Origin of the sequence: Actinoplanes sp. NPDC026623 (assembly GCF_040638275.1) — a bacterium.
In the GTDB taxonomy this organism is placed as follows: domain Bacteria; phylum Actinomycetota; class Actinomycetes; order Mycobacteriales; family Micromonosporaceae; genus Actinoplanes.
The window spans coordinates 21,957-35,962 of sequence record NZ_JBEZXZ010000080.1; the positions used below are offsets into that span (position 1 = coordinate 21,957).

Here is a 14,006-nt window from a genome sequence, read left to right on the forward strand (position 1 = left end):
CTAGTGTTGACGGCCCGGCCCACCCGCATGTAGTCGACTTGCGAGAACCTGTGACTTCACTTCCAGAGATCAACTGGCATCAGCTTCGCGGCAAAGCGCCGTCCGGGTCGCAACGGGATGGTTTCGAGGAACTGGTCAGCCAGCTGATGATCTCCGGCGACCTCCTCTCGTGGCCGACCGGCACGCGGTTCAGCACCTTCGGCAATCCCGACGGCGGCCGCGAAGGACGTGGCGAACTCCCCGACGGCACCGTCTGGGCGTGGCAAGCGAAGTACCTGTTCAGGCTCGAAACCGCCGAACTGCAGCAGATCGCGAAGTCAATCAAACGAGTCCTGCAGAACGAGCCAAAGCTGACGCGGTACTTCGTTCTGCTGCCATATAACCCTCCAGCTGGCGATACGGCTGAGGCCAGCAGCGCGTGGACCAAGTGGAGTGAGTACGTCAAGCGATGGGAGGCGAAGGCTCAGGCCGCCGGCCTCGATGTGGAGTTCACCTACCTCGGCGAGACTCAGCTCAACAGTTGCCTGCTGCAGCCCGCGCAGGTCGGGCGCCTTCGCTACTGGTTCGACCTCGAAGCGTTCTCCGAATACCGATACCGGGCGATCGCGGAACGCGCTGCCGCCGACGCCGGCGGACGCTACACCCCGGAGCTGAGTGTCAGACTGCCGATCGCCGGGGTCTTCGACGGCCTCGCCCGGACACCGGACTTCCAGCAGAAGATCCGCGTGGCATTGGCGGCCGTGCGCACCGGCCGCGGTACCTACGGCTTCTCAACGCCGGAAGAGCGATCTGAACTGTTCGGGTCGGCAATCTCCGCGCTCGGGGGACACCTAGACGAGCTCGAGACGCTGATGCTCAACGCGATCGAGCAAGCCGGTCGGCCAGACGGGGTCCTGCCTGAGTTCACCGCTCGGGTTGAAACCGCCAGAGCAGCCCTGGAAGCTGTCGCCGGCCTGCTGAGAAAGCACTCTCTACGGGACGGCAGGTATTACCACGGCAACGCCGCCAGTCTCTACCACCAGATCAACGAAAGCCGGACCGCCGTCGCCGGCGTTAAGGAGCTGACCGCCAGTCGGGGCTGGCGCAGCTTCGGCGAGGCCGCTGTCCTCGTGACCGGCACGGGAGGAGCAGGCAAGACACACCTGCTCTGCGACCTTGCCACGGCCCGTACTGCTAACGACCACCCGACGATCATCGTGCTCGGCGAACACTTCGAACGCGGACCGATCGAGACTGACCTCGGCAGGATCATCGGCTTCACCAACCCGGCTGACCAACTACTCGCCACCTTCGACGTCGCCTGCCAAACCGCAGGCGAGATCGGGCTGGTCATCATCGACGGTCTAAATGAGCCGCATGACCGAAGCCTGTGGAATCGATACCTCAACAGCTTCCTCAACGAGGCTGCCAAGTTCCGCTACATCCGGCTCGTGCTCTCCTGCCGAACCGAGTTCCTCCCAGACACCCTCTCCGAGACACTGCTCGAACGGCTGCCCGATTTCCAGCACACAGGGTTCGGGGAAGTTCCTCAAGACGCGATAAGTCAATTCCTCGACTGGTACGGCATCGAACGCCCGTCCTTTCCCATGCTGGACCCCGAGTTCACGAATCCCCTGTTCCTCAAGCTGCTCTGCACCACCATGCAAACACACAACGAGCGGCGGTTCCCCCGCAACGGAATCGGCACCACCTGGGTCTACAAGAACTTCCTCGAGGCGATCAACGACCGACTCGCCGCCCTAGAACGCTGCGACTACAGCCGCAACAACGCGTTGGTCCGCCAAGCTGTCGAGCAGATCGCCACGGCGATGCACGCCCACAGGCGCCAACTGCCCTGGAACGAAGTCGAAGCGCTCACCGGCGCTCTCCTGCCCGGCCGCACATGGAGTCAAAGCCTGCTCAACGGCCTGCTGAAGGAGGCGGTCCTATCCGACCTGCCGACGGAGCGCGGCAACTACATCAAGTTCGGCTACGAACGACTCGGCGAGATCGCCCTGGCACAACTCATCGCAGCCGGCACCCCAGCCGCCCTCGCCGAGCGGCTCGGCCCCATGGCCGAACAGTGGTACCGGCACGCAGGCGTCCTCCAAGCCCTCGCATCCGTCCTGCCGGAAATCCACGACGTCGAACTGATCGATGTCCTCTCAATCCCCGTCAACGAGTATCACCACAGTGCCCACACCGACCTGCTGCTGAGCATCGCCTGGCGCAATCCCGACGCGATCACCGATCGCACCGTCCAGCTACTCACCGACCTGCTGGCAAGCCCCGACTTCACCGACCAAGCCCACAACACACTGCTCCAGGTCGCCACCATCCCGGGACACAACCTGAACGCCGAATGGCTCCACGTCCAACTCGCGAACAGATCCCTGGCACAACGCGACGCGACATGGTCCTACTTCTGCGACCGACAGGACGAAGCCGGCGGCCACCTATCCGCTCTCACCGACTGGGCCTGGTCGGACGCAAGCAGCACAGCGACCGACGACACCAGGCAACTGACAGCACTCACCCTCGCCTGGGCGCTCAGCGCCACGCACCGGCCGATCCGCGACAACGCCACCAAGGCCATCATCGCGCTGCTCGAGCCCGCCGCGCACCTCTACCCATCCATCCTGCAGCGATTCGTCGACTGCGACGACGACGCCATCGAGGAGCGCCTCCTAGCCGTCGGCTGCGGCATCGCCCAGCGCGCCCAAGACCCAGTCGTTGCCTGGACCATTGCTGAGGCGATCCGAGCCCACACCGTCGACTGCGGCTATTGGCCGCAGAACTACCTCAGCCGCGACTACGCCCGCCGAGCCATCGAAGCGGCACTGGACCATGGATGGCACCCCGGCAGCGGAGACCTCGCCACTCAGGTGCGGCCGCCGTACCGGAGCGACTGGATCGAACCGCAACGCTCGACCATACAGATCGAGGAACTCGGCGGCCCGCCCGACTACCGATACAGCACCGTAAGTCACCCACTCATGTCCGACTTCGATGACTTCCGCAAGCATCTGGTTGAGGGCCTACCACGCCGCTTCCACCTCGACGGCGAAATCGACGCGGACTACCTCGGCCGAGTCATGTTCGACCAAGTGGTACACCTCGGCTGGACCCCAGAGACTTTCGGCGACATCGACCGACGCCGTCGATACCGCACGGGCGACGACAAAGAGCCAGAAGGCTTCGCTCAGAAGTACATCTGGACCGCATACAAACAGCTCGTCGGGCGGATGACCGATCGATTCCCGATCGACCCGCGCTACCGTGACGAACAACGAACCACCTACGAGACCCCGCTGGACATACGCGGCCACGACATCGACCCGACCGTGCTGCTGCGGCGTGACGAGAACCGCGTCTACGCCGACACTCCAACCACCTGGTTTGCGCCAGCCGCCGCCACCTTCCCGCACGGCCTGGACGACACATGGGCCACCCACGACCAGCACAGCCCACCGGTCGACCACCTCATCACCTGTACCGATGCGGCCGGCGAACGATGGCTGGTGCTGGAAGGCGACTACAAATGGTCCCAACCGCAATATCCGGAGGAGGCCGCCGCTGACGCACCCCGTCACGTGACCTGGGCACAGATCCGCTCGTACCTCATCAACGCCGAGGACGTCGACACCTGGACCACATGGGCAATAGACCAGAACTGGTACGGCCGGTGGATGCCAGATTCGGGGAGCCCCACGGGACTGCTGCTGGCAGATCACCCCTACAAAGGCGGCTGGCCGACCCTGGATGCGGACGACCACGACGACCATCGGTTGCCAGGGCAATTTCTGCTAACCACCGCCTGGTACGGCGGTCTGGCGAACGACCACGACCAGTCTCACAGCAAGCATCTCCGTACCTACGCACCCTCGACCGCGTTCTGCACCTCATTGGGCCTTCAGTGCGTCGACGAATTTCGATGGGGTCGCGATCGCGAAATCATGGCAGAAAGCTTCGCGGCCCGGGAAACAGGGCCGGACTCGGTGCACGTACGAGCTGACGTCGCTCGTGCAGGACTCGCTAAAGAAGGAAAGGTCTTGTTCTGGACAATCCTGGCAGAGAAGGAGACCACGCTACCTGACCACCGATTCCCTAGAGACGGGCGACCGCTTCTACGGAGCTACTCCGCCTCGTACCTCCTCGACGAGACGAAGATTCGGCTAGTGGGCGCCAGCGCCCGCACGCTGCACGCTGGCGGCGAGGTGTCGAACACCAGTGACTGGAATCTTCCTCTGAGCATCCCACTCTGACAGCAACACGCGTCGGTGACACGTGGCGAAAGACTGAGTCGCGTCGCGTCGCGTCGCGTCGCGTCGCGGCACAAGGCGCCAAGGGTCTTGACAGAGAACGAGGAGGCCGAATGGCGATGTATTCTTTTCAGAGAGTGCCTGATCTGAAACCGTCCAGACCCGACAGCGATGGGGAGAGTTGCACTTCTCATGAGCTGTCAAGGGGTCGGTCCGACGCAAGTGCGAGATACTCGATCACGCCGCCTTCCCGCAAACCAGAATCCGCCAGATGTGCCGCAGCGATTCCTACTTCACTAGCGCCGATGATGGTGGGGCGGATTGAATGGTAGGTACCGCACTTGATTGGGCGTGGTCACACGCCTGGTCACAGCGTTGATCAACTTCTGCTGGATTGGGTGAAATCGGGCGGCACTGTGGTGCCGTTCTGTCCGTTCTCATGTACATTTAGACATAGGCTGACAGTGCTTAACCGAATTGTTATGCGACTGGGGGTCAAGGGGTCGCAGGTTCAAATCCTGTCAGCCCGACGATCAAGAAGGCCGTTCACCGGAGTGTTATCCCTGGTAAACGGCCTTCTTTGCGTCTTCCTTGATCCTCAAATTCCTACTTGCCTATCTGGCTTTGGGGACCGTTTAGGGACCAGACGACACATTCACGGACGCCTTGACTCTCGTTTGCCCTGGTCAGACAGCGCGTAGCCGGGGGACCTCGGGAGAACGCGGGGCACGCAGGTGGGCGCTGAGCGCGTCGCCGGCCTCGCTGATCGAGCGCTGATCCGGATGCAGGTACCGCTGAGTGGTGGTCAGCGAACCGTGCCCGGCGATCTTCCGCAGCACGTGAACGTGGACGCCGGCATCGGCTAGCCAGGTCAGGCCGGTGTGCCGCAGGTCGTGGCGTCGCAGGTGCTCGTAACCCAGCTTGGTGACCACCTCATCCCAGTGCGTGGCGTCCCGCAGCACGGCGGTACTGATCCGGCCGCCGCGCGGGCCGGTGAACAGCCGGGCGTCCGGGCCGGCCGCCGAGTCGAGCCGCTCGATCACCATCGGCCGGACCTCTTCGATGATCGGCACTTTCCGGGCGCGCTTGCCCTTGGTGCCCTTGTCGATCAGCCCGCCCGGTCCCGGTGTGGTCTGCCTCCGCACAGTCCATGTCCACGTTGCTCGGTCGATGTCCCCGGCGCGGACGCCGGACACCTCGCCGATCCGGGCCGCAGTGCAGGCAGCGAAGGTGACGATGTGCCCCCATCCGGTGAATTGGCCGTGCGACCGGGCGACCAGGGCGTCCGCAAGGGTGGTCAGTGACTCCCAGCTCGGCAGGGCGAGCGAGCGGGGGTCGTCCAACTCGTCTTCGGCCTGCTGATACTCGCGCTGCCAGCCCTTGACCCGCGCGACGTTGTGATCCACCAGGCCGTCACGCATAGCTTGTTCAAGCACTCTGACCAGGATGGCAAGGGTGTTCTTGACGGTGGATCGGCTGCACTCGTCCTCGATCCACGAGTAGACGGCCCGGTCCACCACGCCGTTGGTGATCATTGCCGTGGGGATGTGGCCGAGGGTCGGCACGACTCGTAGCCGCCAGCCGGCCATGTACGGATCGAGGGTCTTGCGCTCCAACCCGCGGATGGCCAGCGGCATCACGTCCGCGCCGTACTCGGCGAGTCGCTGGGTGGCCGCGGCCGGGTTGATCCCGCCGTTGGCTGCGCGGATCATGCCGTCGATCCACTCCTGAGCCTGCTCGGGTGTCTCCGTCGAGTGCGACTTGGATCGCCGGTCGCCGGTCGCTGGGTCGGTCCAGCGCACGCGAGCTTTGTAGGGCTTGGGCCGTCCGGCGCGGTACTCCACGTCGGACTTGACTGAAACACTGAGGGGTAGGTGTTGCGCTGTGCTGGTCACGCTGCCTCCGGGGTGACTCGACGGCTGGCCAGCCACGCGCGCACGTCCTCGATCGAGTACATGATCACGCGCTCGGACAGGGCGATGAACGGCGGACCTTGCAGCGGCCGGGCGGTCCGCCAGCGGCGCACGCTGGACGGATCCACGCGCAGCATCCGCGCCAGCTCCTCAGTGGTGATCAGTTCGGACTCTGCGGCGGTCGTGTCGATGCTGTCTACGGCCCTGAGTCGCACGGTGACGGCCTCCCGGTGCTGTGGTGCGATGCTGGCGAGGGTACGAGGGTCGATGTCTCTGCGGGCCTCTGCACGGCCCCCTGAGAGCCACGCTGAGCCAAGATCTCCGATGTCCTGGGATGTTCCTGTGCGCGTGGCCGGAATCATCCCGGATCCTCCGTGTTTCAGCCGATCTCCCATGATCAGTCGTCCCCCTCGCTGTCACTCACGCTGTCACTGCCGTTTCCGCAGGTCAGATCGGGTTGAGTGACACCAGTGACAGGAGTGACAGCGGTGACACCCGGCACCCGGTACCGGCCGCCCGGCTCGGCCGCAAGTTGGCCATCGGCGAGCATCCGCGAGCACGTCTGCCGCACGGTGTCGGCCTTGAGCCCGACGCCCTCCGCGATGCTCTTCGGCGTGCTGCCCGGTGTGCTGCGCAGCCACCGCAGGATCTTGACGCGGGTGTCGCTGATCTTGTGGTCCTCGGCCGGGCCGTCGAGCATCCGCCACGCGCCGTCGCTGGGGTCGAACGCCAGCGGGTACTCGGCTTCGTCCACGTCGCGGCCGGTCACGTGCAGCACGCCGTCGCCCTGGTTGCGTGCCCGCTTGAGCACGAGCGTCGCGTCCGCGGCGCCGGCGAGGCCGTTGGTGCCGCTGACCTCGGACAGGAAGTCCTCGGCCCCGGCCTTGCGGACGTGGTGCACGGCGACGACCGCGACGCCGTAGTCGTCGGCGACTTTCTTTGCCCGGCCGACCGCGGCGTAGTCGGCGTCGTAGGCGGACGCGCCGGGTGCGGAGTTGCCGCGGAGCTTGGCGAACACGTCGATGATGACCAGCCGCGCGCCGGGGTGCCGGTCCAGCCACGCGGCGATGGCTTGATCCCCACCCTGTGGCAGGGGTGGGCACTGCGTGGCGAGCGTGAGCCCGGCTGGCGCGGGCCGGTCGCCGAGGACCTTGCGGAGCCGGTTCTGTAGCCGCCGGGCGGTGTCCTCCAGGGCGAGGTAGAGCACCGGTCCGGCCTCCACGTCGATGGTGCCGAACGCGCGGTCGCCGCGGGCCACGTCCACGCCGAGGCCGAGCGACATCCACGACTTGCCGACCTTCGGCGGCCCGCACAGCAGGCTGAACCCCTCGGAGATCACACCGGGCACGGCCCACTTCGGCGGGGCGAACTCCATCGCCATGATGTCCGCGGCGGTCCACGAGCTGCGGATCCGGCCCGGTTCGCGCTGCCGATCGGCGGACAGGACCGCGGCGGCGTCGTCCGGCCCGGCGACACGCAGGGCCGGTCGCTCAGCGGGTTCGGGAGCGTGGGTCATCGCGTTACCTGTCGTTGTCGTGGTGGTCGAGGACGATGCGGCCGATCTGTTCGGCGACGGCGGGCAGGACGGCGTTGCCGAGGGCGGCAAGGCGGTCCACCCGGTCGGGAAGCCCATAAGCCACTCGATCCACTGCGGGTTCGGCCGGCCACCGATCAGGTCCGGGATGTTCAGGCCGTTCTTGCGGGTGGCCAACCGCCGAGTGATGCCCGCGGGGCTCAAAGCACCCCGGTGGGCATCGGCTGCCTTGGGCGTGGGCCAGGACGAACAGCCGGGCTCGTGGGTGTGGGGCGCCCATCTCGCAAGCTCGGACAACGCCGGCGCGGGCGGTGTAGCCGAGGTCCGCCAGGTCGGCCAGGACCCGTCCGAGTCCTCGGGTGCGGTGGCCGAGGACGTTCTCCCCGATGACGTAGGTGGGTCGCAGGGCGTCGATGACATCTCCCATGGCGGGCCAGAGCCATCGGGGGTCGTCCTCCCCTCGGCGCTTTCCCATGGTGGATTCGCCTTGGCAGGGGTAGCCGCCAGCAACGACGTCAACGCGGGGGCGCGGCTGGGAGTGCCACCAGGCGGCGGCAGTGCGTACGTCGTCATGGGCGGGGACCTCCGGCCAGTGGCGGTGCAGGACGGCACGGCAGAACGGGTTGATCTCGACGTGACCGACGATGCGCATCCCGACGCGTTGCAGGCCGAGGGACATGCCACCGATGCCGGCGAACAGCTCCAGCACGTTCAGCGGCTCGCTCATCACGCCACCTGCCGCGGGCGGCGGGCACCGGCGGCCAGCCCGGAGCGGATCGTGGTCTCGATCTCGCGCGGGCCGAGACCGATCCGGGCCGCGGCGTCGGCGAGCACCGCAGTCACGGTGTCCTCGGCGACCGCCCCGCCGGCCACGAGCTGGCCGAGGGTCTGCGCGGCCATGAACAGCGTCCGGTTGCGGCCGCCCTCGTGGGCCTCGGCGAGCTTTTTCAGGGTGCCGGTGATCGCCGCGCGGACGTACGCGCCGTGCCGGTCGGCGGGCAGCTCCACCACGACCGGCGGCCCGGCCGGGCGCAACGGTGCGGGCTTGAGCCGTTCGGCCAACCACGCAGGCAGGTCGCCGGGCCGGTCGTCGCGCTGCACGGTGTACGGGTGCCCGGCGACGGTTGATCCGGCGGCGACGACGTAGCCGCCGTGTCCGCGGGTGTCGATCAGCCAGCCCAACGCGCCCGCGGTGTTGCGTAGTTCCAAGCCGTCCGGGTGGCGGAAGTACAGGTGCAGCCCGCCGCGGCCGGTTGCCACCGCGTACGTGTCGTCGGGAATTGGGTGGTCGAGGTCGGCGCACAGGTCGGTGAACACGCCCCACCCGTGCAGGTAGGCTTCTCGGCCGGCGGGCGCGGTCTGGCCGGTCTTGCGGGCGTCGAAGTCGAGGACGATCAGCCCAGACGGCCCGCACGCGAGGCCGATGCCGTACGGCCCGGCGGTCCAGCAGCGGCGGATCCGGTCGGGGTCGGTCGTGGCGCGCTGCTCCCATCGGTCGATCGCGGGCCGCTTGTCGTCGGGGCGTAGCGGGAAGACGTGCCACCCGCGGGCCGCTGCGGACAGCGCCGCGGTCAGAAGTTCGTTGCTGTGCATGGGCATTCGCTCCCTTGTGTCTTTTGTGGATGGATGTGTGCGGAGGTGCTTGTCGTGGGCGCACGCCGCGCAGTAGCGCTCCCGCTCCCACCGGGCGAGCTGCAACGGCTGGCCGGAAACGGTGTCCTCGGCCGCGATGGTGCGGTCGCAGATGTGCGGGTACGGGCTGTCGACGGGCACGAACCGGCCGAGGGCCTTGCTCGCGGCGATCCAGTGCCCGCGGGTCATCGGTCGTGGCAGGTCAGGCACTCGCCGAGCGAGCGCGGGATGTAGTAGTCGCGGATCTCGCCGCAGGTCGGGCAGGTGCGCCGGGCACGCAGCGCCGCGGCGATGGCCCGTCGCTGAGCCGGGGTGGCGGTGCGCTTCGGCCGGGCCAGGTCGAGCCGGTACAGGTACGCCGCCCATTCGCCGCCGACCCCGCGCCAGAGGATCTGTGCGGCAATCGGCTGACCGCCGGGCCGAAGGCCACGTGCGGTGAGCTGGCGGCGGGTGGCGTAGCCGTCGGGTGCGCCCTGCCACCAGAAGGTGGGGATGCCGTACCGGTCGCCCGCGGGATCGCAGTAGGCGGCCCGGATCCGCGCCATCAGGCCACCCTCCGGGAGTCGATCGCCCGCCGGTCCGGCCGAGCGGCGAGAGCACCGGGCCGCAGGGCGGCGACCGCGGCGAACAGGCTGCGGATCCCGCGGAGCACCGTGTCGAGCTGCGCGGCGGCCAGGTCGCCGTTGCGGTGCAACGGCACCCGCAGCGTGATCGCGGCGTAGTCACGGTCGCCGGCGCGGACGCGGGTGACGACCGCGCGCCCGCCGGTCTGCGGGGTGATGGTGATCGGCCGGCCGCGGTGCTCGGTGAGGCCGCAGGTGTGGTCGCGGGTGCACCACTCGGTGTGCGGGGTCTCGGCCCGGCGGAGGTGGGCCATCGTGCGGGCGGCCATCAGCGGGCGTCCCGTCGAACGCTGGAGAGCCGGTTGTAGATCCAGCGCCCGGCGCGCAGCCGGCGGCCGGTGCCCTCGCACCGGCGGCAGAGCCGGAACGCCCGGCCGGACGGGGAGCGGCGCTTGCCGTCGCCTCCGCAGCGAGGGCAGGACTTGAAGGGCCAGATCCAGCAAGCGACGGCGTAGCACAGCGTGACGGTGAGCAGGACCAGGGTGAGGGTGATAGTGGCGGTGACGTGGGGGTTCAAAACTGCCTCCAGGGCCGGTTTTTGGGTGTGCGGCACCGTGAGCTGCTATCCGCTAGCGGGCAGCTCGGGATCGTGATCAGGTGCTAGCGGGTCTGCTAGCGCTAGCAGGGCGAGGTGCTAGCGCTAGCAGCCCTGGTGACCTCAGTCGGCGGACCGCTTGCGGTCACGCTCCGCAATCGCGGTGAGGACGTCGGCATGGCGGATGCCGCGCCGGGTGACCGACTTGCCGTCGATGCGCTTGCCGACGTCGGCGACCTTGATCGCGGTGTGCGGCTTGAGCGCGGTGGTCAGCCCGGCGGCCTCCCACCCGCCGTACACGTCGGGCCGCAGCTCGGTGAGGTTGGCGCACAGGGTCTCGTTCCACGCCGACTTCTCGGCGCCGGGCCAAACCCGCGCGAGGTCGTCCAGCACGCTGTGCTGCGGGCCGGTGTCCCGCTCGGCCGGGAAGGTCGGGATGTTGCCGGCCGCGGTGCGCAGGGCGACCGCGCGGGCCACGATCCGGGCAGCGGCGTTGGTGTCCACGTAGTACGAGCGGACCGCTGTTGCGCCGGGGCCGAAGCCGCGCAGGATGCCCCACCCGGCCTCGTCGACCGGGCGGAAAACCGTTGCCCGGTAACCGTTCTTGTACGCCGAGGTCCCGAGGATCATGTCGTTCGCGGTCTGGTCAGCCACCGACAGGCAGAACCGGGAGTTGACGTTGCGGGTGATGCCGGTCGGCAGGCTGTCCTTGTCCGGGATCTGGGTGCCGATCAGGATGATGATGCCCAGTGCGCGGCCGAGCTTGATGACCTTCTCCAGGATTTCCCCGGCTTCCTTGCCGTACTTGCTGGTCATCAGCTCTTGCAGCTCATCGAACCAGGCGACGAGGGGGTGCAGCCCGGAGCCCTTCAGGCTGGCCAGTTCAGGGGTGACCTTGTTCTCCGGAGCCTTCCCGAGCCGGGCGTAGTGTTCGATCCGCTTCGAGCGGCGGCGGGCCTCCTCGTACAGCCACTCGATGAACGCGTAGCACTTGGCGAGGGTTTCGTCGTCGAAGCCGTTGCCGTACTCCGTCATTACCGGCTCGATGGCCGCCATGTCCCCGACGCCCTTGAGTTCGTAGCCCCGGATCTCGGCGCGTGGGTCCAGCGCGGCGGCAAGGATCAGGTCGCGCAGGGCGAACGTCTTGCCGCTACCGGGCTGCCACCGAACAGGAAGTTGCGGTACATCAGGTCCACGCACACGGTGTCGAGCCGGGGTGTGGTGGCGAACGCGAACGGCGTGAACAGATCCACCTTCGCCGACTCGGACAGCAGCGGCCACGGCGGAGCCTTCATCTGCGACGCGGGCTCGTAGCCCACCCACAGGGCCAGCCGGCCGGTGTGACCGGGTGCCGGTTCGGGCCAGACCTGATCCAGCGGGAGCCGCATCGCCGAGGCGAGCTTGCCGCGCCGGGCGATCACCTCGGACGCTTCCACGCCGTAGGGCAGGTCCACGATGGCGATGTGGCCGGGGCCGTCGCGGTGGATGTCCACGGGGAAGCTGATGGCCTTGGCGTCCTTGGCCACCGCGCCGTTGATGGCGGCCATCTGGAGCGAGGTCAGCGCCCGGCGGACCAGCTCGGCGGTGAGCTTGCGATACCGGGTGCCCTCGGACACGCGGTCGGTGAGCGGCTTGTCCGCCGGGCGACCACGAGTCGCCAGGAATGGCACCACGAAGGCGACGGCGACCCAGCGCCACCAGACCGGGCCAAGGGCGAGCACGACCGTGCCGGTGATGATGAGCGCGGCGGCGAATGCCAAGACCCACCAGCGCCACGCGGTCTGCCGCTGGCGGCGGGCGTCGAGCTTGAGCCAGGTGTCGGCCTCGCCGCGTTGGGCGGCGGCCTGACGCAGGTGCCAGTTGCCCTCCTCGGCGGTGGCCCAGTGCAGGGCCTGACCGAGACCCCGGAACAGGCCGACCGGTGCCCACACGGCCGTCTTGGCGGCGTACTTGGGCAGGCGCACGCCGTGGTAGGCGGCGACGTATCCGGCGTCCTTGCTCTGGTGCTTCGCGGCGGCCTTGAGGGCGCGGCCGGAGCGTGCCCAGTCGGCCAGGATCGGCCGGCGCTCACGCTGGCGCAGCTGGATGTCGTGCGGGATGTCCTCGGCGACATCGACCGGGCCGCCGTCGGCGTCCGGGGTGTCGTCCACGGTCTCGGCGTCCGTGTCGTCGATGTCATCCTCGGCCGGAACCGGGGCAGGCGTCGCGCCGGTGCGGCGGGTGCGGGCCGCTTCCAGGTCGACCACCTCGGCGTCGGCGGTGGTGTGGTCGGTGGCGTCGAAGTCTTCGGGGTGATGGGGGTGGGTGCTCATCGGTGATCCCCTTCCTCAGGCGGTGGCGGTCAGCAGGACGGTCAGGGCGGCACTGCCGAGGGCAAGGCCGAGGAGGTCGACGGCGAGCCGGACCCGCCGGTATTTGCGGTGCACCGCGCGAGACAGTCCCCAGAGCTGCGCTGCCCGGTCGGTGTCGGCCTCGGTGCTGGCGGTGTGCAGGTCGTCGGCGAGGTCGGCGGGGCTGGGTGCGGCGGCCCACCGCACGAACCCGTGGTTGCCGGCGAGGGCCGGCCGGATCGCCGCGCCGAGCAGCGCAAGCGCGGCACCGATCAGCGCGACCGTGACGGCAGCACCGATGACGGCCGGGCCGGGAAGGTGGGTCTTGCTGATCACAGCGGCGGTTCCGGTGAGGGCACCGAGCGACAGGCCGAACAGGATTGATGCCTTGATGTCAACGCGGCTCATCTGGGTCTGCACGTCGGTGAGCGCCGTGGTGGAGGGGTCAGGGGCGGTGGTGTCTGGCAACATCAGGGGGTCTCCCAAGGGCTGAGCAATCGGGCTTGCGGGGGGTGATCGGCGGCACGGCGCGAGGTTGGTAGCCGGAGGGCCGTGCCGCCGGGCGGAGCTACTTGCGGCGAGACTTGGTGAGGTGCTCGGGTCGCATCGCGTCGTGACCGACCGGGCAAGTGGCGTACACACCGGGTGCGCTGGCGACGGTGCAGCCGCACGTGAGTCGAGTGGTCACGGTCCGGGTGGTGGTGGTCTGCGAGGCCATCAGGTGCTCCTTCTCGTGGTCGGGTCACGCGGCGATCAGAGCGGGCGTTTCCGCAGCAACCGGGGCAGATGGTGACGCATCGGTGGCGCTCAGGGCGGCGAGGTGACGCCGGGCGGTCGACGGGGAAACCCCGGCCTTAGGGCCCGACGACGAATTAGCTGGTCGGCGGTTTTCATGATCGGCTCGTTGGGCTTGGTGTGATGAGTGAGGATGCCCTGGCGGTGAAGCTGGCTGTGCTGAGGCCGCATCTGGATGAGCGGCAGTGGCGGTTGCTGCTGGGTGCGGAGGCTGTGGCGATCGGTCGGGGCGGTATCGCGTTGGTAGCCCAGTTGTCGGGGGTGTCACGGACCACGGTCCAGGCCGGCGTGGGCGAGATCCGTGCGGGTGCGCGGCCGGATGGGCGGGTGCGGGCACCCGGCGCGGGCCGGCCTTCGGTGGAGCAGACCCAGCCGGGCATCGTCGAAGCGCTGGATGCGCTGG

Annotated in this window: 10 protein-coding genes and 2 pseudogenes; 2 read left to right on the forward strand and 10 right to left on the reverse strand. The window is 68.2% G+C overall.

Annotation, left to right across the window (positions count from 1 at the left end):
* Positions 1-50 precede the first annotated feature (50 nt).
* Complete coding sequence (locus AB0F10_RS23170; RefSeq protein ID WP_360628538.1) at positions 51-4,244, forward strand: hypothetical protein; 4,194 nt, start codon at positions 51-53, stop codon at positions 4,242-4,244.
* Positions 4,245-4,927: 683 nt separating this feature from the next.
* Here AB0F10_RS23170 and AB0F10_RS23175 read toward each other — a convergent pair.
* The 10 genes and pseudogenes from AB0F10_RS23175 to AB0F10_RS23220 form a co-directional block, all read right to left on the reverse strand.
* Positions 4,928-6,043, reverse strand: a complete 1,116-nt coding sequence (locus AB0F10_RS23175) for a site-specific integrase (RefSeq protein ID WP_360628541.1) — start codon at positions 6,041-6,043, stop codon at positions 4,928-4,930.
* A gap of 89 nt (positions 6,044-6,132) precedes the next feature.
* Positions 6,133-6,369 carry a helix-turn-helix domain-containing protein gene (locus AB0F10_RS23180; RefSeq protein ID WP_360628544.1) on the reverse strand — a complete coding sequence of 79 codons (237 nt, stop codon included), beginning with the start codon at positions 6,367-6,369 and terminating at the stop codon, positions 6,133-6,135.
* Between the two features lie 182 nt (positions 6,370-6,551).
* Positions 6,552-7,670: an AAA family ATPase gene (locus AB0F10_RS23185; RefSeq protein ID WP_360628548.1), complete on the reverse strand. Its 1,119-nt coding sequence runs from the start codon at positions 7,668-7,670 to the stop codon at positions 6,552-6,554.
* A gap of 4 nt (positions 7,671-7,674) precedes the next feature.
* Positions 7,675-8,415, reverse strand: coding sequence for a DNA cytosine methyltransferase (locus AB0F10_RS23190; protein ID WP_360628551.1), 741 nt, complete (start codon positions 8,413-8,415; stop codon positions 7,675-7,677).
* Positions 8,415-9,509, reverse strand: a complete 1,095-nt coding sequence (locus AB0F10_RS23195) for a bifunctional DNA primase/polymerase (protein WP_360628554.1) — start codon at positions 9,507-9,509, stop codon at positions 8,415-8,417. The genes AB0F10_RS23190 and AB0F10_RS23195 overlap by 1 nt, the downstream gene beginning before the upstream one ends.
* Positions 9,506-9,865: an RRQRL motif-containing zinc-binding protein gene (locus AB0F10_RS23200; RefSeq protein ID WP_360628557.1), complete on the reverse strand. Its 360-nt coding sequence runs from the start codon at positions 9,863-9,865 to the stop codon at positions 9,506-9,508. The genes AB0F10_RS23195 and AB0F10_RS23200 overlap by 4 nt, the downstream gene beginning before the upstream one ends.
* On the reverse strand, positions 9,865-10,212 hold the full coding sequence (locus AB0F10_RS23205; protein ID WP_360628560.1) for a hypothetical protein: 348 nt from the start codon (positions 10,210-10,212) through the stop codon (positions 9,865-9,867). Before AB0F10_RS23205 ends, AB0F10_RS23200 begins: the two co-directional genes overlap by 1 nt.
* On the reverse strand, positions 10,212-10,460 hold the full coding sequence (locus AB0F10_RS23210; RefSeq protein WP_360628563.1) for a hypothetical protein: 249 nt from the start codon (positions 10,458-10,460) through the stop codon (positions 10,212-10,214). The genes AB0F10_RS23205 and AB0F10_RS23210 overlap by 1 nt, the downstream gene beginning before the upstream one ends.
* Positions 10,461-10,601: 141 nt before the next feature.
* Positions 10,602-12,790, reverse strand: a pseudogene (locus AB0F10_RS23215) (cell division protein FtsK).
* A gap of 15 nt (positions 12,791-12,805) precedes the next feature.
* Positions 12,806-13,279 (reverse strand): Pycsar system effector family protein, encoded by a 474-nt coding sequence (locus AB0F10_RS23220; protein ID WP_360628566.1) that lies wholly within the window; start codon positions 13,277-13,279, stop codon positions 12,806-12,808.
* 447 nt (positions 13,280-13,726) lie between these two features.
* Here AB0F10_RS23220 and AB0F10_RS23225 point away from each other — a divergent pair.
* A pseudogene (locus AB0F10_RS23225) lies at positions 13,727-14,006 on the forward strand (ISAzo13 family transposase); the annotation flags it as partial.